We start from the raw sequence: 20,565 nt of genomic DNA on the forward strand, positions 1-20,565 counted from the left end.
CCCTACGCTCCCGTTCCCAGCGGCGGATGGCCGAGCATGTCCGACCACATCTTCGGGAAGCCCGGCAGCGTCTTCGCGGTCGTCGCCACGTTCTCGACGAGCACGCCCTCGACGGCCAGGCCGATCACCGCGCCGGCGGTGGCCATCCGGTGGTCGTCGTACGTGTGGAAGGTGCCGCCGTGCAGCGGGCGCGGCCGGATCCGCAGACCGTCCTCGGTCTCCGTGACGTCACCGCCCAGGGCGTTGATCTCCTTGGTGAGCGCCGCCAGCCGGTCCGTCTCGTGCAGCCGCAGGTGCTGGACGCCGCGCAGCACGGACTCCGAGTCGGCCAGCGCCGCGACCGCCGCGATGCCCGGGGTGAGCTCGCCGACCTCGCCCAGGTCCACGTCGATGCCGTGGATCTTGCCGGTGCCGGTGAAGACCAGGCCCGCGTCGGTCAGCTCGCAGGAGCCGCCCATCTCCGTGAAGATCCGGCGCAGCGCATCACCGGGCTGGGTGGTGCGGCGAGGCCAGTCCGGGATGGTCACCGTGCCGCCCGTGATCATGGCCGCCGCCAGGAACGGCTGGGCGTTGGACAGGTCCGGCTCCACGACCAGGTCGCGGCCGAGCAGGGCGCCGGGGGCGACCCGCCAGACGTTCTTCTCGCCGCCCGCCTCCGGGGTGTCGACCTGGGCGCCCGCCGCGCGCAGCATCTCCACCGTCATCCGGATGTGCGGCATCGACGGCAGGTTGGTGCCCACGTGCCGGACCTCGACGCCCTGGTTGAAGCGCGGGGCGGAGAGCAGCAGCGCGGAGACGAACTGCGAGGAGTTGGTCGCGTCGATCTCGACGGTGCCGCCCTCCAGCGCCCCGCCGCCCTGGACGGTCAGCGGCAGCGCGCCGCGGCCGTCGTCGTCGATGCGGGCGCCGAGGGTGCGCAGCGCCGTGATGACCTGGCCGAGGGGGCGCTCGTAGGAGCGCGGGTCGCCGTCGAAGCGGATGTCGCCGGAGGCGAGGGTGGCGACGGGCGGCAGGAAGCGCATGACCGTGCCGGCGTTGCCGACGTCGACGGTGGCCGGGCCGTGCAGCGCGGCCGGGATGATCCGCCAGGCCTCGCCGCTCTCGCCCGCCCCGGCGGAGCTGGAGGAGACGGTCTCCTCGATGCCGACGCCGAGCGCGCGCAGCGCGTCGGACATCAGCTGGGAGTCGCGCGAGCGCAGCGGGCGGCGCACCCAGCCCGGCTCGGAGGCGAGCGCCGCGAGCACGAGGGCGCGGTTGGTGACCGACTTCGACCCGGGCACGGTGACCGTGGCCTGGACGGCGGATTCGGCGAGCGGTGCGGGCCAGAGAGCGGGAAGAGCGGGGGTCGCGGTCATGGCCACCACTTTAATGGCTTCCCGGCGCCGCAGATCTTGATCGCGGTGGGCGTCTCGGCGGGCGGACGGGCCCGGCAAGATCCGAAAGAGACGGCCTAGGCTAGAGGGCGAGCAGCCAGCGGCCGCCGCCGACGAGCGAGCACAGCGCGACGACGTGGAAGAGCAGCAGCCACACGACCGGGTGCACATGGGTGAGCCGCCCCAGCTGGTCCGCGTCCGAGTCGGGCGCTCCGCCGTGCCGGCGCTTCGCCCCCAGCTCGAAGACCGGCCGGACCCCGCCCAGCAGCAGGAACCACACCACGGCGTAGGCGAAGACCGCCTGGACGTCGGCCGTGGCCAGCCAGGAGACCAGGACGAAGGTGGCGCCCGTCAGGACCACCGTCAGCAGCCCGTAGGCGTTGCGGATCATCACCAGCACCGCCAGCAGCAGGGCGGTCGCCACCCACAGCAGCAGCGTGATCCGGTGCGCGGAGAGCAGGGCCGCCCCGCCGAGGCCGAGCAGCGAGGGCGCCGTGTACCCGGCGGCGGCGGTGAGGATCATCCCGAGGCCGGTCGGCTTGCCCCGGCTGACGGTGACCCCGCTGGTGTCCGAGTGCAGCCGGATCCCGTCCAGGCTGCGGCCCGTCAGCAGCGCCAGCAGCCCGTGCCCGCCCTCGTGCGCGATGGTGATCGCGTTGCGCGACAGCCGCCACAGCGGGCGCGGGCCCACGGCGGCCAGCGCGGCCAGGCCCGTCGCGATCACCAGCCACAGGTCGGGAGTCGCCTGTATGCCGGTGAGCCGGTCCCACAGGCCGGCCGTGGTGCTCGTGTCCATGAGGTGGCGGACTCCTTGCGGTGGTGGTCGGGTGCCATGGCAGTGTGGCAGCCATGTGCGGAAGGTATGCGGCGAGTCGCAAGCCCGAGGATCTGGTGGAGGTCTTCGGCGTGGAGCGGTGGGAGTCCGAGGAGACCCTGGACCCCGACTGGAACGTGGCTCCGACGAAAGAGGTCCACGTCATCCTCGACCGTCCACTGAAGGACGCTCCGAGCCCGCGTCCGGTTCGCCAGCTCAGGGTCCTGAGATGGGGACTCGTCCCGTCCTGGGCGCAGAATCCCGACGGCGCCGCCCGGATGATCAACGCCCGGTCCGAGACCATCGCCGAGAAGCCGTCCTTCCGCCGCCCCTTCGCGCAGCGCCGCTGCATCATCCCGGCCGACGGCTACTACGAGTGGGTCACCGCCCACGACGAGCGGCAGCTGGAGGTGGAGGGGAAGAAGAAGCGGGCCCGCAAGCAGCCCTACTTCGTCCGCCCCTGCGACGGCTCCGTCTTCGCCATGGCCGGGATCTACGAGTTCTGGCGCGACCGGACCCTGCCCGACGAGCACCCGCTCGCCTGGTGGGCCACCTGCTCGGTGATCACCCTGGAGGCCGAGACCGGACCGCTGGGCGCCGCCCCGGCCGACGGCCCGCGCTCGCTCTCCGAGATCCACCCCCGGATGCCGCTGATGCTCACCCCGGACCGCTGGGACGCCTGGCTGGACCCGGCGCGGACCGACCCCGACGAGCTCCAGGGACTGCTCGCCCCGCCGCCGGGCGGGCTGCTGCGCGCCCACCCGGTGTCCACGGCCGTGAGCAACGTGCGCAACAACGGGCCCGAGATGCTCGAAGAACTGGCCGCGCCGGAGGAGAGCACGCTCTTCTGACCGCCCCCGGACCGGCATGATCGGGGGATGACCACGCGTACCGAGAGCGTCGACACCCCGGCGGGCGAGGCCCGCATCACCTGGCACCCGGCCCGGGGCCGCGGGGCGCGCCTCGTGCTCGCCCTCGGCCACGGCGCCGGCGGCGGGATCGAGGCCCGGGACCTCGTGGCCCTGGCCGCCGCCCTGCCCGCCCACGGGGTCACCGTGGCGCTGGTCGAACAGCCGTGGCGGGTCGCGGGCAAGAAGGTCGCCGCCGCGCCCAAGGTGCTCGACGAGGGCTGGCGCGCCCTGTGGCCCGCGCTCGCGGCGCCGGGAGCGCCCGTCGTCGCGGGCGGGCGCAGCGCCGGGGCCCGGGTGGCCTGCCGGACCGCAGCCGGGCTGGGCGCGGCCGGGGTGCTGGCCCTGGCCTTCCCGCTGCACCCTCCGGGCCGGCCCGAGAAGTCCCGGGCCGAGGAGCTGCTGGGCGCCGGGCTGCCGACGCTCGTCGTGCAGGGCGGCCGCGACCCCTTCGGGCGGCCCGGCGAGTTTCCGGCGGCGGCCGGGCGCGAAGCCCCGTACGAGCTGGTGGAGGTGGCCTTCGGCGACCACGGCTTCGCCGTGCCGAAGAAGGCGGACCTGACCCAGGACGAGGCCCTGGAGGTGATCACCGGGGCGGTGGCCGGGTGGCTCGGCCGGCTTCCCGTGTGAGCCCGGACGCCCGTTCGGCCCCGAACCCGCCGCCGCCGGGGAATGCCGTGCCCCGCCCTTCTGTTGTCCCGGATGTCGGTACATACGGGAGCACGTCGTGAGGAGAGCGAGCGCATGACGCAGGTCATCAGCCAGAACCGTCCGCAGGCCGCTGACCTGGACTGGACAGTGCTGCCCGCACCGGGGCGCGGGACGCTTCGGGCGGCGGCCGACCGGGATGGTCGACTATTCTCCGATTCGAGCGGGTCCGCTTTCGGAGCCGCCACGCAGTCGGAGGAGGTGGGTCCTGTCGCCGGGACCGACGAAGGCCACGCGGAGGAGACGACCCCGGAGCGCAACGCGCGCTTCGAGAGGGACGCCCTCGGCTACCTCGACCAGATGTACTCGGCCGCCCTGCGCATGACGCGCAATCCGGCCGACGCCGAGGACCTGGTCCAGGAGACGTACGCGAAGGCGTACGCGTCGTTCCACCAGTTCCGCGAGGGCACCAACCTCAAGGCGTGGCTGTACCGCATTCTGACCAACACCTTCATCAACTCCTACCGCAAGAAGCAGCGCGAGCCCCAGCGCAGCGCGGCGGAGGAGATCGAGGACTGGCAGCTGGCGCGCGCCGAGTCGCACATGTCGACCGGGCTGCGTTCCGCCGAGTCGCAGGCGCTCGACCACCTGCCCGATTCGGATGTGAAGGAAGCCCTGCAGGCCATTCCGGAAGAGTTCCGCATCGCGGTCTATCTTGCCGACGTAGAGGGCTTTGCGTACAAGGAGATCGCGGACATCATGGGTACACCCATCGGTACGGTCATGTCGCGACTGCACCGTGGCCGCCGTCAACTCCGCGGAATGCTGGAGGACTATGCCCGTGAGCGCGGGCTCGTCCCCGCCGGCGCGGGAGAGTCGAACGACCTGAAAGGCTCGGGCTCATGAGCTGCGGAGATGCGCACGAGACGGAGTGCTCCGAGGTCCTGGACCACCTATACGAGTTCCTGGACCAGGAGATGCCCGACAGCGACTGCACGAAGTTCGAGGCGCACTTCGGCGAGTGCAATCCCTGTCTTGAGAAGTACGGCCTGGAACAGGCCGTGAAGAAGCTGGTCAAGCGCTGCTGCGGATCGGACGACGTACCGACCGACCTGCGCTCGAAGGTGATGGGACGGATCGAACTGATCCGTTCGGGTCAGGCCGTTCCGGACCACGACGTCACCGCCTCGCCGGTGGTCGCCGAACCGCTGCCGGGATCAGCGAAGGGCTGAATTCGGCCGCGTACGCCGATGGGGCCGATCAAGTAGTCGCTGATTGAACCATCTCGAACAGCCGCCCCCGGAAGGGCACTTCCTTCACTCGAAGGTGGTAATCCGGGGGCGTCCGCATGGTGCAATGCGAAAATGTGGCCCAGCTCGCTCCCGGCCCCACTTATTCTCCCCATTCGGTACTGGTTTGATTCGGTACCTGGCTTGCACGGCTCAGGGGGAGGAGAGCGCCATGCGGGTACTTCCGTCGGCGGCGCGCGCCTACATCCTGTGCGCCGTCCTCGCCGCCTGCGCCTGCATCGCCCCGGCCCTCGTCGATCCCGCCACCCCGTGGCCCTCCGCGGGCCTGCTCGCCGTGCTCTACCTCGGCTGTGAACTCGTCAAGGTCTGCCCGCTCATGGGCCGCCGGGTGCCCGAGGGGCTCGGCTCCTTCTTCCCCGTGGTGCTGGCCGCCGTGTTCCTGCTGCCGCCCGCCGCGGCCGCCCTCGTCGCGCTGCCCGGCGCCTTCGCCGGGACGGTGGTGCAGCGGCCCGCCCGGGTGCGGCGCGTCTGGCACGCGGCGCAGCAGGCGATAGCCGCCTGGACCGCCGGCCGGCTCTACGGGCTGCTGGGCGGTCCGACGGCGCTGGGCGCGGGCTCCTCCGGCGGTGCCGGGCCGCCGGGTCCGGGCGCCCCCGGTCCCGCGGCCTGGGTCGCCGACTTCCCCTACGCGATGCTCCCCGCGGCGGCCGCCGCCGTCGCCTTCTGCCTGGTGCTCACCGCCCTCGACGGCGGCGTCCTGGCCACCGCCGAACGCCGGCCCGCCGCCACGGCCTGGCACGGTCTGCTGACCCGGTCCCTCGCCCCGCACTGCGTGCACGGCCTCGCCGGGCTGATGATGGCCGTGATGTGGCGCAGCCCGTACGGACTGCCGGCCGCACTCCTCGTCCTGCTGCCGATGTACATCTCCTGCTGGGTCTTCGCCCAGTACCACCGCGAGCGCGCCGCCCACCAGGCCACCATCCGGGCACTGGTCCAGGCCGTCGACATCAAGGACCGCTACACGCGCGGCCACAGCGAGCGCGTCGGCCAGGCCTCCGCGATGATCGCCCGCGAGCTGGGCATGGCCGAGGACCGCCTCGAAGTCGTCCGCATCGCCGGGATCCTGCACGACGTGGGCAAGCTGGGCGTGCCGACCCGACTGCTGCGCAAGGACGGACCGCTGACCCCGGAGGAACGCCGGATCATCGAACTGCACCCCGAGTACGGGCACGAGATGGTGCGCGGCATCGGCTTCCTGGGCGAGGCCCGGGCCGCGATCCTGCACCACCACGAGCGGGTGGACGGCTCCGGCTACCCGTACGGGCTGACCGGTGAGCAGATCCCGGTGCTGGCCCGGGTGGTGGCGGTGGCCGACGCCTTCGACGCGATGACCTCGACCCGGTCCTACAGCCGGGCCCGCCCGGTCCCGGTGGCGCTGGCCGAGCTCGAACGGTGCGCGGGGGCGCAGTTCGACCCGGACATGGTGCGGGCGCTGGTCGAGGCCATCGGCCGGCAGGGCTGGCACCCGACGGTGACCTCCGACGAGGACCTCCAGGTGATCCCCTCGGGGGCCCCGGCCGACAAGGCGGCCCCGGCCGACAAGGCGGCCCCGGCCGACAAGGCGGCCCCGGCCGACAACGCGGCCCCGGACGCCCGGAGCGGGCCGGACGCCCGGAGCGCCCCGGACGCCCGGAGCGCCCCGGACGGCAAGGGTGCCCCGGTGCTCGCCGGACTGCCCGCCCAGGCGGGCCGGCCCGCGGAGAGCGGCGCCGCGCCCCAGACCGGCCGCGACGCCGACGGCGCCGGCGCGGCGGGGGCGGGCACGTGAGGACATGGGCCGCCGGATGCGTGCGCGGGGTAGCCGGCCTGCTGACGGCGGCCGCGCTCGGGCACACCCTGTGGACCGGGCTCGCCGAGCCGGGCATCGCGCTGGCCTTCGGCACCCTGATCACCATCGGCGAGCTCGCCCGCCGGGACCGCGGCGACGCCGCCCGCCGCCGGCCCGCGCCGCTCGGCTCCGCCGGAGCGCTCGCGTACGCCCTGCTCGGGCAGAACGCCGGGCAGTCCACCCACCACGGGGTCCTGCAGATCGTCGCCGTCGTCGTCGCGGCCGCCCTCGTCGGGATCGTCCCGCACATCGCCCGCGGCCGCGGCCCCGCCCTCGACCACCTGGCCCGCCGGGTCCTCACCGTCACCTTCGCCGCCGTCTGCTTCCAGCCGCTCTACAACTCCGGCCGGCTGGAGGACTGGGTCGGCCAGGGCCCGTACCTCGTGCTCTTCCTGCTCGGACTGACGGCCCTGTGCGACGCCCTCCTCGCCGCCGTCCTCGGCTGGGCCCGCACCGGCTGGCCCTTCGCCCCGCTGCTGCGCGACGAGATGCGCGCCCAGCTCGGCATCGGCTCCGCGATCTGTGCCACGGGCGTGGTCATGGCGCTGGGGGTCGCCGTCGCCGGCCTGTGGGCGGTGCCCGTCTTCAGCGTGCCGCTGCTGCTGACCCAGATGTCCTTCCACCGGATCACCGCCATCCGCACCACCTACCGCCAGACCATCACCTCGCTGGCCCGCGCCACCGAGATCGCCGGCTACACCCGGCCCGGCCACTCCCGCCGCGTCGCCGCCCTCAGCTGCGCGGTGGGCCGCGAGCTGGGGCTCTCGGAGCGGGAGCTCACGGTGCTGGAGTACGCCGCCCTCATGCACGACATCGGGCAGCTCTCCCTCGTCGACCCGGTCCCGGCCGGGGCCACCGCCGAGCTGCCCGCCGCCGAAGCCCGCCGGATCGCCGCGCTCGGCGGGGAGGTGGCCCGCCAGACGGGAGTCCCGGCCGAGGTCGCGGTGGTGGTGGAGCTCCAGGCGGACCCGTACCGGGACCAGCCCGTCGCCGCCCGCATCGTGCGCGCGGTCAACGCGTACGACGACCTCGTGGGCGGGGCCCGTCACCCGGGCGGCTCACTGGAGGCCCTGGAGCGGCTCCGGCTGGGCACCGGGCACGACTACCAGCCAGAAGTGGTCGAGTGTCTGGCCAGGGTGCTCGCCCGCGGGGGACGTGCCAGAGTCGTACCCGTCCCGCCTGGGTAACCCATGGGTAATGAGCGGCCGCCCGAGTGGGCATGGTTGGATGCCAGTAAGAGTGTCCCGGGCAAGAATGTCACCAGGAAGAGTGTCCGGAAGAGTCCGCAAGGCTGCACCGTTGCATCGTCGGACCGGCAGGCGGGAATCGTGAGGATCTTCGGGAAGGTACGGCACAGGCCCTCCGCCTCGTGGCGGCAGGCCACCGACCGCGCGTTCACGCTGATCGGCGACGGTCGGTACGAGGACGCGGGCGCGCTCCTGACCAGAGCCGCGGACCTGGAGCCCTGGCTCTCCGAGTCCTGGTTCAACCTGGCGCTGCTCCACAAGTTCCGCCACGACTGGGAGCAGGCGCGGGCCGCCGGACTGCGCGCCGTGGCCCTGCTCGACCGGGAGACCGGCGCCCCGGACTGGTGGAACGTCGGCATCGCCGCGACCGCCCTGCAGGACTGGCCACTGGCCCGCCGAGCCTGGCAGGCGTACGGGCTGAAGGTGCCCGGGGACCCGCACGGAGCGGGAGCGGGCACCCGCCCCGGGGGGCCCGCCCACGGCGAACCGGTCGGCATGGAGCTGGGCAGCGCGGCCGTGCGCCTGTCGCCCGAGGGCGAGGCCGAGGTGGTCTGGGGCCGCCGGCTGGACCCGGCCCGCATGGAGGTCCTGTCGATCCCGCTGCCCTCCTCGGGGCGGCGCTGGGGCGAGGTCGTGCTGCACGACGGGGTCCCGCACGGCGAGCGCGTCACTGCGGCCGGCCCCTCCTACCCCGTCTTCGACGAGATCGAGCTGTGGGCCCCCTCCCCGGTGCCGACCTGGGTGGTGCTGCTGGAGGCGGCCACCGAGGCCGACCGCAATGCCCTGGAGCAGCTGGCCTCCGACGCCGGCTTCGCCGCCGAGGACTGGTCCTCGTCGGTGCGGCTGCTGTGCCGGACCTGCTCGGAGAGCGCGATGCCGAGCGGCGAGGGGGACGGCGAGCACCTGGACCCGCACGACCACAGCGAACCGGGGCACCCCGGCCCGCTGGGGCACCGTACGGCGGGCTCCGGATCCCTGTGGGTGCCCGAGCGGGAGTGCGGGATCGCGGCGCCGGCCGGGCTCGTGCGCGGGCTGCTCGACGGATGGGTCGCGGACAGCCCGGACAGCCGCGAGTGGCGGGATCTCGAAGAAGTCTGCTGAGCGGGGGCCGTAGGCTGTACCGGCACATCAGGACGCGCCGATCAGTGGCGCGGTGCTCATGTTTTTTATTGGGCGGACCGGGACTTACGGAAGGCGTACGGCGGACATGGCGCAGCAGGAGAACGACGTGGTCGGTGTCGTCGGTGAAGAGAACGACGGGTACGTCGTGGACACCGAGGACTGTGAGGCGCGCGAGCTCGCCCACCGCGAGCGCGGCACGGCCCGCCCCATCACGGTGGTCGGCAACCCGGTCCTGCACCGGGAGTGCAAGGACGTCACCGAGTTCGGCGACGAGCTGGCGCGGCTGATCGACGACATGTTCGCCAGCCAGAAGGCCGCGGAGGGCGTGGGCCTGGCCGCGAACCAGATCGGCGTGGACGCCAAGGTCTTCGTCTACGACTGCCCGGACGACGACGGCAACCGCCACACCGGCGTCGTGGTCAACCCGAAGCTCGTCGAGCTGCCGGCCGCCGCGCGCGTCCTGGACGACTCGAACGAGGGCTGCCTGTCGGTCCCGACCGCCTACGCCTCGCTGGCCCGCACGGACTACGCCGAGGTCACCGGGCAGGACGCGCAGGGCAACCCGATCAAGGTGCGCGGCACCGGCTACTTCGCGCGCTGCCTCCAGCACGAGACCGACCACCTGTACGGGTACCTGTACATCGACCGGCTCTCCAAGCGGGACCGCAAGGACGCGCTGCGCCAGATGGAAGAGGGCACCCCGCGCTACGAGACGGTCCCGAACGCGTAGCCGACCCCTCAGGCCGCCGCCGGGCCGCGGAAGGCACGGCGGAAGGCGTTCGGGGTGGTGTCCAGGGCGCGCAGGAAGTGGTGGCGCAGGGCGGCCGCGGTGCCGAAGCCGCAGCGGCCGGCGATCGCGTCGACCGTCTCGTCCGTGGCCTCCAGGAGCTCCTGCGCCAGCAGGACCCGCTGGCGCAGCACCCACTGGTACGGGGTCGTGCCGGTCTCCTGGAGGAAGCGGCGGGCGAAGGTCCGCGCGGACATGTGGGCGCGCTCCGCGAGCTGCTCCACGGTGATCTCCTCCTCCAGGTGGCGGGCCATCCAGCCGATCACCTCGCCCACGGTGTCGCAGGCGGTGCGGGGCAGCGGGCGCTGGATGTACTGCGCCTGCCCGCCGTCGCGGTGCGGCGGGACGACCATCCGGCGCGCGATGGTGTTGGCCACCTCCGCGCCCTGCTCCTGGCGTACGACGTGCAGGCAGGCGTCGATCCCGGAGGCGGTGCCGGCCGAGGTGATCACCTGGCCCTCGTCCACGTACAGCACGTCCGGGTCGACCACGGCCCGCGGGAAGCGGCGGGCCAGGGCCGGGGCGTGCATCCAGTGCGTGGTGCAGCGCCGGTCGTCGAGCAGGCCGGCCGCGCCCAGCAGGAAGGCGCCGCTGCACACGCTCAGCACGCGCGCCCCCCGGTCCACGGCCCGCCGCAGGGACTCCAGGAGGGGCTCCGGATAGTCGCGGGTGGGGGCGTCGCGGTCGGCGGGCAGGCAGATCAGGTCCGCCTCCTCCAGCCGCTCGGGTCCGTGGGGGAGGGTGAGGCGGTAGTGGCCGTCGCCGACGGTGAGCGGGTTGTCCTCCATCGCGCAGACGGCGAACTCGTAGGTCGGCAGCCCCATCGCGCTGCGGTCGATCCCGAATACCTCGCAGAAGATGCCCATCTCGAAGGGGGCGACGCCGTTCACGACGGCCACGGCGACGTTGTTCAGCGAGGAAGTCTTCACCATGACCCCAGTGTGGCAGTAATTCGCTCTCTTGTGACAGTCCTGCCACTGTCCGGTTTCTGGCGACCCGGCGAAAGTGGAGTCATGAACACGTTCCTCGATTACCTCCTCGTCCTCGCCGTGGCCGCCCTCCTCCTGGGGCCCGCGCTCTACGGGGCCCTGCGCGAGCGCCGCCTCGACCGCCAGATCCGCGCGGCCCGGCGGGGCGCGCGGACGCCGGGAACGACGAAGCGCCCCCGCCCGGGGATCCGACCGGCCAAGCCGGTCGCCCCGTGGGCGGGGACGCTGTCGGGAAAGCCGATCGGCTCTCCCCGGGCCTAGGTCCAGGCCTCGGTCCAGGCTTAGAAGTCCTCGTCCAGGTCGACCGAGCCCTCGACCGCGACCTGGTAGGCCGACGGGCGGCGCTCGAAGAAGTTCGTCAGCTCCTGGACGCCCTGCAGCTCCATGAACGAGAACGGGTTCTGCGAGCCGTAGACCGGCGCGAAGCCGAGGCGGACCAGGCGCTGGTCCGCGACGCACTCCAGGTACTCGCGCATGGACTCGGTGTTCATGCCCGGCAGGCCGTCACCGCACAGGTCGTGGCCGAACTGCAGCTCCGCCTCGACGGCCTCCTTCAGCATGTCGACGACCTGCTGCTGGAGGGCGTCGTCGAAGAGCTCGGGCTCCTCCTTGCGGACCGTGTCGATGACCTCGAAGGCGAAGCTCATGTGGGCGCTCTCGTCGCGGAACACCCAGTTGGTGCCCGTCGCCAGGCCGTGCAGCAGGCCGCGGGAGCGGAACCAGTACACGTACGCGAAGGCGCCGTAGAAGAACAGGCCCTCGATGCACGCCGCGAAGCAGATCAGGTTCAGCAGGAAGCGGCGCCGGTCGGCGGCCGTCTCCAGCCGGTCGATCTTCTCGACCGAATCCATCCAGCGGAAGCAGAACTGGGCCTTCTCGCGGATCGAGGGGATCTCCTCGACCGCGTCGAACGCGGCCGCGCGGTCGTCCGGGTCGGGCAGGTAGGTGTCGAGCAGCGTCAGGTAGAACTGGACGTGCACGGCCTCCTCGAAGAGCTGGCGCGACAGGTACAGGCGCGCCTCCGGGGAGTTGATGTGCTTGTAGAGCGTCAGCACCAGGTTGTTCGAGACGATCGAGTCGCCCGTCGCGAAGAACGCGACCAGACGGCCGATCATGTGCTGCTCGGAGGGCGTCAGCTTCGCGAGGTCGGCGACGTCCGAGTGGAGGTCGACCTCCTCGACGGTCCAGGTGTTCTTGATCGCGTCGCGGTAGCGCTCGTAGAAGTCCGGGTACCGCATGGGGCGCAGCGTCAGCTCGAAGCCCGGGTCCAGCAGGTTCTTGACGGACGCGGTCTTGGTGTCGTTGGAGCTCACTGGCAGGCCTCGCAGGACTCGGGGTTCTCAAGGGAGCAGGCCAGCGCGTCGGCGTCGACGGCCTGCGGGAGGGGGGCGGCGGCCGCGGGGACCACGCTGCCGGAGGCGGCGCGGGCGATCTTCGTCGCCGGGCGCGAACGCAGGTAGTACGTGGTCTTCAGACCCTGCTTCCAGGCGTACGCGTACATCGAGGACAGCTTCCCGATGGTCGGCGTCTCCAGGAACAGGTTCAGCGACTGCGACTGGTCGAGGAACGGCGTACGGGCCGCCGCCATGTCGATCAGGCCGCGCTGCGGGATCTCCCACGCCGTGCGGTACAGCTCGCGCACCTCCGCCGGGATCCAGCCGAAGCCCTGGACCGAGCCGCTGGCCTCGCGCAGCGCCTCGCGGGTCTGGGCGTCCCACACGCCGAGCCGCTTGAGCTCCTGCACCAGGTAGCCGTTGACCTGGAGGAACTCACCGCTCAGGGTCTCGCGCTTGAAGAGGTTGGAGACCTGCGGCTCGATGCACTCGTACACGCCCGCGATGGAGGCGATGGTCGCCGTCGGGGCGATCGCCAGGAGCAGCGAGTTGCGCATGCCGCTCTTCGCGACGCGGGCGCGCAGCGCGACCCAGCGCTCCGGCCAGTTCAGCTCGACGTCGTAGTGGTCGGGGTGCAGGACGCCGCGCGCGGTGCGGGTCTGCTCCCACGCGGGGAGCGGGCCGCTGCGCTCGGCCAGGTCGCACGAGGCCTCGTACGCCGCGAGCATGATGCGCTCGGAGAGCTTCGTCGAAAGGGCCTTCGCCTCGGGGGAGTCGAAGGGCAGCTTCAGCTGGAAGAAGACGTCCTGCAGACCCATCGCGCCCAGGCCCACCGGACGCCAGCGGCCGTTGGACCGGCCGGCCTGCTCGGTCGGGTAGAAGTTGATGTCCACGACGCGGTCGAGGAAGGTCACGGCGGTGCGGACGGTCTCGTCCAGCCGCTCCCAGTCGATCTCCCCGTTCACCACGAAGGCGCCGAGGTTGACCGAGCCGAGGTTGCAGACGGCCGTCTCGCCGTCGTTGGTGACCTCGATGATCTCGGTGCAGAGGTTCGAGGAGTGGACGACGGTGCCCGGCTCGGCGGTCTGGTTCGCCGTGCGGTTGGAGGCGTCCTTGAAGGTCATCCAGCCCTGGCCGGTCTGCGCGAGGGTGCGCATCATCCGGCCGTACAGGTCGCGCGCGGGCATGGTCTTGCGGGCCAGGCCCTCGGCCTCGGCCTTGCGGTAGGCGGCGTCGAACTCGTCGCCCCACAGGTCCACCAGGTCGGGGACGTCGGCCGGGGAGAACAGCGACCAGTCGGAGTCGGCGTTCACGCGGCGCATGAACTCGTCCGGCACCCAGTGGGCCAGGTTCAGGTTGTGCGTGCGGCGCTGGTCCTCACCGGTGTTGTCGCGCAGCTCCAGGAACTCCTCGATGTCCGCGTGCCAGGTCTCCAGGTACACGGCTGCGGCCCCCTTGCGGCGCCCGCCCTGGTTCACGGCGGCGACGGAGGCGTCGAGGGTCTTCAGGAACGGCACGATGCCGTTGGAGTGGCCGTTCGTGCCGCGGATCAGGGAACCGCGGGCGCGGATGCGGGAGTACGACAGTCCGATGCCGCCGGCGTGCTTGGACAGGCGCGCGACCTGGTGGTAGCGGTCGTAGATCGAGTCCAGCTCGTCCAGCGGGGAGTCCAGCAGGTAGCAGGAGGACATCTGCGGGTGGCGGGTGCCGGAGTTGAAGAGCGTGGGGGAGGACGGCAGGTAGTCGAGGCGGCTCATCAGCCGGTAGAGCGAGGCCACTTCCTCGACGGCCTGGACGCCGCCGATCTCACCGTTGGGACCAGCCTCCGCGAGGCCGCAGGCCACGCGCAGCATGAAGTACTGCGGGGTCTCGACGACCTGGCGGGTGATCGGGTGGCGCAGCAGGTAGCGGCTGTGCAGGGTGCGCAGGCCGAAGAAGCCGAAGCGGTCGTCGGCGCCCTCGGCGAGCGCGTGCTCGACCAGCGCGTCGAGCCGGTTCGCGTGCAGGCGCACGAAGTCGGCGGTGCGGTCCGCGATGAGCCCCTCGCGGTGGCCGACCTCGACGGACTCGGAGAAGGAGGTGGCGCCCTGGCCGGCGGCCTCGTCGCGGACGGCCAGCGTCAGCAGGCGGGCGGCGAGGCGGGAGTACGCCGGGTCCTCGGAGATCAGGCCGGCGGACGCCTCGGTGGCGAGCGTGCGCAGCTCCGCGTCGTCGGCGGCCGCGCTGCGGCCGCGCAGCGCGGCGGCGGCGACCCGGCCGGGGTCGGTGTCGGGGAGGTCCGCCGTCAGTTCGGTGAGGGTACGCAGCAGCGTGGCCCCCGGGCCCTCGGTGTTGTCGCCAGAAATGGACTCGGCGCGCGGTGCGGAAGGCGCGATGGTCACGGCGGGAGCTCTCCCTCGCTCGGCCCGGATCTTCGGCGGGCGGGCACGGGGGAGCGCATGCGGGCGTGGCAGGAACGCGTACACCGCACGGCGTCCACCGGCCCAACCTCGAGGCCCGGACGTATCGGCACCCGGTTCGGTCGACCCGGGCGCGCTGTCGGCAGGTCCTCGGACTTTTCATACCGTTGCGGGACAGTTCCGGATTCACACCGGATTTCCCTGCGGCGACAGCAGCCATGAGCATACATGTGGGGGCGACCGTATGCGGTAGCCCCCACATGTTGTGTCGTTCACCGAAGTCGGCGCACCGTCACAGCTCGATGCGGTAGGTGAGCAGGGGGAGTCCGGGGACCGGGTACCAGTCCCGTTCCGGCGTCCGGACGAAGCCGAGACGGTGGTAGATCCGGTGGGCTCCCAGCATTTTCTCCGTGGTCGAGAGCACCAGGTGGTCCACGCCCTCCAGGCCCCGGGCGCGGGTCATGCAGGCCCGTACGAGCGCCTCGCCGGCGCCGCGCCCGCGCGCGGCGGGGGAGACGGCCAGCATCCGGAACTCCGCCTCGCCGGGGCCGGCGATGTCGCACAGCGGGCTGCCGGGCGGGGCGAAGGTCACGCAGCCGAGCAGCGCGCCGTCGTGTTCGGCGACGAGCACCTCGCCGTCGGGGGCCCGGCCGGCGACGTCGCGCAGCCGGCTCAGGTAGGGGTCGTCCTCGGAGAAGGTCAGCAGTCCGTCATCGAGGTAGGCCCGCGCGGTGAGCTCGCCCAGCTCTTCGTATTCGGCGGCCGCTGCCGCCCTGATGAGGATGTCCATGGCACCGAGTGTGCGACAGGGCGCGCGAAAGGGCCGCCGCGTTTCGCACCGTGAACGGCGCGGACGCGGCGGCCCTTTCGGCCCCGCGGGTTCAGCAGCAGCGGAACCCTTGGCGCGGGTCGGCCTCGCGGGCGTCGGTGCGGGCGCGCTCGAAGGCCCGGCGGCTCTGGACCCGCGCGTCCGGGTCGTGCGTACGGGCGTGCGCGACGTAGCGGTCGTACGCGGCTTCGCCCGAGAACTCCCGTACGAAGAACCGGGCCCGGCCCAGCACGCGGCGCAGCCCGCTCACGCGGGTTCCCGTACGGTCTCCTCGACGCGGCCCCCGCCCGAGTCGAGGCCGGCTGCGGCGAGCTCCGCCCGCTCTTCGGCGGTGGCGATCAGCCCGGCGGGGGCGATGATCTTGGACTCGCTCCACGGGACCTCGGCCAGTGTCACCGACTCCGGCTTGCGGATGGCGCGGAAGCAGGTGCGGGCGGCGTCCAGCAGCACGATGATGATCAGCACGGCGAAGAGCACCGACAGGACGCCGTCCACCGTGGCGTTGGTGACCACGGTGTGCATCTCGTCCATGTTCTTGGCGGGCTTGAGGACCTTGCCCGCGTCGATGCCGTCCTGGTAGACGTCCCGCTGTGCGAAGAAGCCGATCTTCGGGTTGTCGGAGAAGATCTTCTGGTAGCTGGCGGTGAGCGTGACGGCCACGTCCCAGGCCAGCGGGATGCCCGTCACCCAGGCCCACTTGAGCCGGCCCGACTTGATCAGCAGGGTGGTGCAGACGGCCAGGGCGACCGCGGCGAGCAGCTGGTTCGCGATGCCGAACAGCGGGAAGAGCTGGTTGATGCCGCCCAGCGGGTCCTTGACGCCGACCCACAGGAAGTAGCCCCAGCCGCCGACCACGACCGCGCTGGCGAACCAGACGCCCGGCTTCCAGCTGACGTCCTTGAAGGACTTGTGCACGTTGCCGAGGGTGTCCTGCAGCATGAAGCGGCCCACGCGGGTGCCCGCGTCGACCGTGGTCAGGATGAACAGGGCCTCGAACATGATCGCGAAGTGGTACCAGAACGCCTTCATCGAGGCGCCGCCGATCACGGAGGAGAAGATCTCCGACATCCCGAGTGCGAAGGTCGGGGCGCCGCCCGTACGGGACAGCAGGCTGGTCTCCTCCACGTCCTTGGCGGCCTGGGTGAGCGCCTCCGGGGAGATGGAGAACCCGAAGTTCGTGACCGCCTGGGAGGCGGTCTCGACGGTGGCGCCGACCACGCCGGCGGGCGAGTTGATCGCGAAGTACAGGCCCGGCTCGATGATGCAGGCCGCGATGATCGCCATGACGGCGACGAAGGACTCGGTCAGCATCGCGCCGTAGCCGATGACCTTGACCTGCGTCTCCTTCTGGATCATCTTCGGGGTCGTGCCCGAGGAGACCAGCGAGTGGAAGCCGGACAGCGCTCCGCAGGCGATGGTGATGAAGACGAACGGGAACATGGAGCCGGCGAAGACCGGTCCGTCACCGCGCGAGGCGAACTCGGTGACCGCGGGCATCTTCAGCGTCGGCATGGCGATGACCACGCCCACGGCGAGCAGCCCGATGGTGCCCACCTTCATGAAGGTGGAGAGGTAGTCGCGCGGGGCGAGCAGCATCCACACCGGCAGCACGGACGCCACGAAGCCGTAGACGACCATCCAGATGACCAGCGTCTCCTTCTCCAGGGTGAAGGTGCCCGCCAGGGAGGACTCCGCGACCCAGCCGCCCGCGACGATGGCGAGCAGCAGCAGCGCCACGCCGACGGCGGAGACCTCGGTGACCCGGCCCGGGCGCAGGACGCGCAGGTAGAAGCCCATGAAGAGGGCGATCGGGATGGTCATGCCGATGGAGAAGACGCCCCACGGCGAGTGCGCCAGCGCGTTGACGATGACCAGGGCCAGCACGGCCAGCAGGATGATCATGATGATGAAGACGGCGATCAGCGCGGCGGCGCCGCCGACCGGGCCGATCTCGTCCCGGGCCATCTGGCCGAGCGAACGGCCGTTGCGCCGGGTGGAGAAGAAGAGCGTGACCATGTCCTGGACGGCGCCCGCGAAGATCACGCCCGTGATGATCCAGATGGTGCCGGGCAGGTAGCCCATCTGCGAGGCGAGTACGGGGCCCACGAGCGGCCCGGCGCCGGCGACGGCGGCGAAGTGGTGGCCGAAAAGCACCCGTCGGTCGGTCGGGTGGAAGTCGACACCGTTGTCAAGGCGTTCGGCGGGGGTGGCGCGGGTCTTGTCCACCCGCAGCACGCGGGTCGCGATGAAGCGCGCGTAGAAGCGGTAGCCGATCGCGTACGAGCCCAGTGCGGCGGCGAGCAGCCAGGCGGCCGAGATCTCCTCGCCGCGCGAGAGCGCGAGCACGCCCCAGCCGATGGCCCCCACGAGCCCCACGAGCACCCACAGGGCCACTGACTTGGGGGACATGCCCCCGAGCCCGCCCTGCGCGCCCGCAGGGCCCCCTGATGGAGAAGGCGAGCCCGGCATGGTGCCCGGACTCGCCGCGTTCCGTTCCGTTTCCGATGCTTCCGGTTCCGGCATGATCTCTGGTCCCCTCGTCGATCATCTGCGTAAGCGCAGGGAATCTACGGGGGCCCGACCGCTGGACGTAAGCCCCCGTCCGCATAGCGGAACGAGAGTCAACTACGGATCAGAGGGCGGGGCGCTGGAGTCGGGCGACGAACTTGTAACGATCGCCGCGGTAGACGGAGCGCACCCATTCGACGGGCTCCCCGTCGGCGTCCAGCGAGTGGCGCGAAAGCATCAGCATCGGCAGGCCGACGTCGGTGCCGAGCAGGCCGGCCTCCCGCGGGGTGGCCAGCGAGGTCTCGATGGTCTCCTCGGCCTCGGCGAGCCGTACGTCGTACACCTCGGCGAGGGCGGTGTAGAGGGAGGTGTACTTGACCAGCGAACGGCGCAGCGCCGGGAAGCGCTTCGCCGAGAGGTGGGTGGTCTCGATGGCCATCGGCTCGCCGCTCGCCAGGCGCAGCCGCTCGATGCGCAGGACCCGGCCGCCGGTGGCGATCTTGAGCAGGCCGGCGAGGGTGTCGTCGGCCGTCACGTAGCCGATGTCCAGGAGCTGGGACGTCGGCTCCAGGCCCTGGGCCCTCATGTCCTCGGTGTACGAGGAGAGTTGGAGCGGCTGGGAGACCTTGGGCTTGGCCACGAAAGTGCCCTTGCCCTGGATCCGTTCCAGCCGGCCCTCGACGACGAGCTCTTGGAGCGCCTGTCGCACCGTGGTGCGGGAGGTGTCGAATTCGGCCGCGAGCGTGCGCTCGGGCGGTACCGGCGTGCCGGGCGGCAGTGTCTCGGTCATGTCGAGCAAGTGCCGCTTGAGTCGGTAGTACTTGGGCACGCGCGCCGTGCGGGTGGCTGGCCCGCCGTCCGGCTCCGTGGTCGCCCCTTCGGTGGCCATCGCCGCCCGCCTTCCCGACTCCAGTTTCGTTGCCGTCACCGGCTCCTCCGATATGTGCGGTCACATCGTGACACGGGCGGGAGGACAGGCCTCCTCCCTCCCCCAGGTGTCGGTCCGATAACGGACCGAGCACCCGCTCATTAGACCCTTGACACCCCCAAAGGTCTAGGCCAAGCTCCAGCTACTGGTCTACACCAATATGGATCAGATCCCGGCCCCACGGGCAGTACTTGACGCTTTTGAGTCACCGCGGCGGGCGAGGGAAGTTGCAGGCAGCATCCCTGAGGAGGGTGGCGTGAAGCGCAAGCTCATCGCGGCGGTCAGTGTCGCGGGCATGATGGTCGGAGTCGCGGCGTGCGGCAACGGCGACGACAAGCCGAAGGCCGACGCGGGTGGCGCCAAGGAGATCACCGTCTGGGTGATGGACGGCTCCGCACCGAAGACCTGGATCGACGCGGTCAACGCGGAGTTCTCGGCCAAGCACCCCGGTGTCACGGTCAAGGTAGAGGTCCAGCCGTGGAAGGGCATCCAGGAGAAGGTCACCACGGCCCTCTCCGAGAACACCCCCCCGGACGTCCTGGAGCTGGGCAACACCCAGACCGCCGGTTACGCGGTCACGGGCGGCCTCGCCGACCTGACCAAGGACAAGGCCAAGCTCGGTGCGGACGCCTGGGCCAAGAGCGGTCTGGCCTCGGCCGAGATCGACGGCAAGCTCTACTCCGCTCCCTGGTACGCGGCCAACCGCGTCGTCATCTACGACAAGAAGGCCTTCGAGAAGGCCGGCGTCACCGCGCCGAAGACCCGCGACGAGTGGGTCGCCGGTCTGGAGAAGCTGAAGGCGGCGGACCCGGCCTCGCAGCCGATCTACCTGCCCGGCCAGAGCTGGTACGTCCTCGCCGGTCTGATCTGGGACGAGGGCGGCAACCTCGCCGTCAAGGACGGCGACAAGTGGAAGGGTGGCCTCGCCACCCCCCAGGCCGCTTCCGCGATGGAGTTCTACAAGAAGCTCCAGTCCTTCTCCACCGCCCCGAAGGACAAGGACGAGGCGAACCCGCAGCAGTCCACCGACGTCGTTCCCAAGGGTGGCGTCGCCTCCTGGATCGGTCTCGGCTGGGAGGCCGGCGGTGCCGAGAAGGCGCTGAAGGACGCGGGCAAGGAAGCCGACTTCGGTTACTTCCCGATCCCGGGCAAGACCGCCGACAAGCCGGGCACCGTCTTCCTCGGTGGCTCGAACCTGGCGATCGCCGAGCGCTCCAAGAACAAGGACCTCGCCAAGGAGTGGCTGGCCCTCGCCGCAGGCAAGGACCAGATGACCAAGTACGCCGCCGAGACCAAGGGCGCGCTGCTCCCGAACCAGGTCGGCGCGAACTTCGCCCCGGCCCCGGGCTCCTTCGCCGAGGCGATGGCCAAGGCCGGCGCCAACGGCAACATCACCCCGGTGACCCCGGGCTGGGCGAACGTCGAGACCGAGCCGAACCCCATCAAGGAGTTCATGACGAAGGTCCTGAAGGGTGACGACGCCGCCAAGGCGGGCGCGGACGCGGACAAGGAAATCGCGAGCCGCATCAACAAGTAGCACC

The 20,565-nt window shown here is 71.7% G+C and carries 19 protein-coding genes and 1 riboswitch; of the genes, 10 read left to right on the forward strand and 9 right to left on the reverse strand.

Annotation, left to right across the window (positions count from 1 at the left end):
* Window positions 1-2 precede the first annotated feature (2 nt).
* Both aroA and DRB96_RS08010 read right to left on the reverse strand, forming a co-directional pair.
* Window positions 3-1,355 carry a 3-phosphoshikimate 1-carboxyvinyltransferase gene (gene aroA / locus DRB96_RS08005; protein WP_112453283.1) on the reverse strand — a complete coding sequence of 451 codons (1,353 nt, stop codon included), beginning with the start codon at window positions 1,353-1,355 and terminating at the stop codon, window positions 3-5.
* A 100-nt stretch (window positions 1,356-1,455) separates the two neighbouring features.
* Window positions 1,456-2,169 carry a M50 family metallopeptidase gene (locus DRB96_RS08010; protein WP_112447782.1) on the reverse strand — a complete coding sequence of 238 codons (714 nt, stop codon included), beginning with the start codon at window positions 2,167-2,169 and terminating at the stop codon, window positions 1,456-1,458.
* Between the two features lie 53 nt (window positions 2,170-2,222).
* Between DRB96_RS08010 and DRB96_RS08015 the strand changes: the two genes are divergently transcribed.
* The 8 genes from DRB96_RS08015 to def all read left to right on the forward strand — a co-directional run bounded on the left by DRB96_RS08015 (window position 2,223) and on the right by def (window position 9,980).
* Window positions 2,223-3,038 (forward strand): SOS response-associated peptidase, encoded by an 816-nt coding sequence (locus tag DRB96_RS08015; protein ID WP_112447783.1) that lies wholly within the window; start codon window positions 2,223-2,225, stop codon window positions 3,036-3,038.
* 27 nt (window positions 3,039-3,065) lie between these two features.
* Window positions 3,066-3,725 (forward strand): alpha/beta family hydrolase, encoded by a 660-nt coding sequence (locus DRB96_RS08020; RefSeq protein ID WP_112447784.1) that lies wholly within the window; start codon window positions 3,066-3,068, stop codon window positions 3,723-3,725.
* A 279-nt stretch (window positions 3,726-4,004) separates the two neighbouring features.
* Window positions 4,005-4,649 (forward strand): sigma-70 family RNA polymerase sigma factor, encoded by a 645-nt coding sequence (locus tag DRB96_RS08025; RefSeq protein ID WP_008741505.1) that lies wholly within the window; start codon window positions 4,005-4,007, stop codon window positions 4,647-4,649.
* Window positions 4,646-4,975 (forward strand): mycothiol system anti-sigma-R factor, encoded by a 330-nt coding sequence (gene rsrA, locus DRB96_RS08030; RefSeq protein ID WP_112447786.1) that lies wholly within the window; start codon window positions 4,646-4,648, stop codon window positions 4,973-4,975. The genes DRB96_RS08025 and rsrA overlap by 4 nt, the downstream gene beginning before the upstream one ends.
* Before the next feature lie 229 nt (window positions 4,976-5,204).
* The gene (locus DRB96_RS08035) at window positions 5,205-6,821 is read left to right on the forward strand and encodes an HD-GYP domain-containing protein (RefSeq protein WP_112447787.1); all 1,617 of its coding nucleotides are present in this window, start codon (window positions 5,205-5,207) and stop codon (window positions 6,819-6,821) included.
* Between the two features lie 20 nt (window positions 6,822-6,841).
* Window positions 6,842-8,068: an HD domain-containing protein gene (locus DRB96_RS08040; protein WP_239516057.1), complete on the forward strand. Its 1,227-nt coding sequence runs from the start codon at window positions 6,842-6,844 to the stop codon at window positions 8,066-8,068.
* Between the two features lie 141 nt (window positions 8,069-8,209).
* A complete protein-coding gene (locus DRB96_RS08045; RefSeq protein WP_112447789.1) occupies window positions 8,210-9,229 on the forward strand; it encodes a hypothetical protein in 1,020 nt (339 codons plus the stop codon).
* 106 nt (window positions 9,230-9,335) lie between these two features.
* Window positions 9,336-9,980, forward strand: coding sequence for a peptide deformylase (gene def / locus DRB96_RS08050; RefSeq protein ID WP_112447790.1), 645 nt, complete (start codon window positions 9,336-9,338; stop codon window positions 9,978-9,980).
* Window positions 9,981-9,988: 8 nt separating this feature from the next.
* On the opposite strand, the gene DRB96_RS08055 is transcribed toward def, so the two are convergent.
* Window positions 9,989-10,969 carry a helix-turn-helix domain-containing protein gene (locus DRB96_RS08055; RefSeq protein ID WP_112447791.1) on the reverse strand — a complete coding sequence of 327 codons (981 nt, stop codon included), beginning with the start codon at window positions 10,967-10,969 and terminating at the stop codon, window positions 9,989-9,991.
* 81 nt (window positions 10,970-11,050) lie between these two features.
* Between DRB96_RS08055 and DRB96_RS08060 the strand changes: the two genes are divergently transcribed.
* Window positions 11,051-11,287 (forward strand): hypothetical protein, encoded by a 237-nt coding sequence (locus tag DRB96_RS08060; RefSeq protein WP_112447792.1) that lies wholly within the window; start codon window positions 11,051-11,053, stop codon window positions 11,285-11,287.
* 20 nt (window positions 11,288-11,307) lie between these two features.
* Here DRB96_RS08060 and DRB96_RS08065 read toward each other — a convergent pair whose 3' ends face one another.
* From DRB96_RS08065 to DRB96_RS08090, 6 genes are all read right to left on the reverse strand, one after another.
* Window positions 11,308-12,264: a ribonucleotide-diphosphate reductase subunit beta gene (locus tag DRB96_RS08065; protein WP_112453284.1), complete on the reverse strand. Its 957-nt coding sequence runs from the start codon at window positions 12,262-12,264 to the stop codon at window positions 11,308-11,310.
* A gap of 71 nt (window positions 12,265-12,335) precedes the next feature.
* Window positions 12,336-14,741, reverse strand: coding sequence for a ribonucleoside-diphosphate reductase subunit alpha (locus tag DRB96_RS08070; RefSeq protein ID WP_112447793.1), 2,406 nt, complete (start codon window positions 14,739-14,741; stop codon window positions 12,336-12,338).
* Window positions 14,742-14,882: 141 nt separating this feature from the next.
* A riboswitch (cobalamin riboswitch) is annotated at window positions 14,883-14,995 on the reverse strand.
* A gap of 56 nt (window positions 14,996-15,051) precedes the next feature.
* Entirely contained in the window at window positions 15,052-15,549 is a 498-nt protein-coding gene (locus DRB96_RS08075; protein WP_112447794.1) for a GNAT family N-acetyltransferase, read from the reverse strand.
* A 91-nt stretch (window positions 15,550-15,640) separates the two neighbouring features.
* A complete protein-coding gene (locus tag DRB96_RS08080; RefSeq protein WP_112447795.1) occupies window positions 15,641-15,838 on the reverse strand; it encodes a YbdD/YjiX family protein in 198 nt (65 codons plus the stop codon).
* Window positions 15,835-17,997: a carbon starvation CstA family protein gene (locus DRB96_RS08085; RefSeq protein ID WP_112447796.1), complete on the reverse strand. Its 2,163-nt coding sequence runs from the start codon at window positions 17,995-17,997 to the stop codon at window positions 15,835-15,837. The genes DRB96_RS08080 and DRB96_RS08085 overlap by 4 nt, the downstream gene beginning before the upstream one ends.
* Window positions 17,998-18,220: 223 nt before the next feature.
* A complete protein-coding gene (locus tag DRB96_RS08090; protein ID WP_112447797.1) occupies window positions 18,221-18,985 on the reverse strand; it encodes a GntR family transcriptional regulator in 765 nt (254 codons plus the stop codon).
* Between the two features lie 295 nt (window positions 18,986-19,280).
* Here DRB96_RS08090 and DRB96_RS08095 point away from each other — a divergent pair, with 295 nt between their 5' ends.
* Window positions 19,281-20,561 carry an extracellular solute-binding protein gene (locus DRB96_RS08095; RefSeq protein ID WP_112447798.1) on the forward strand — a complete coding sequence of 427 codons (1,281 nt, stop codon included), beginning with the start codon at window positions 19,281-19,283 and terminating at the stop codon, window positions 20,559-20,561.
* Window positions 20,562-20,565: the final 4 nt, after the last annotated feature.

The sequence above is a fragment of the Streptomyces sp. ICC1 genome, assembly GCF_003287935.1.
Taxonomy (GTDB): domain Bacteria; phylum Actinomycetota; class Actinomycetes; order Streptomycetales; family Streptomycetaceae; genus Streptomyces; species Streptomyces tritrimontium.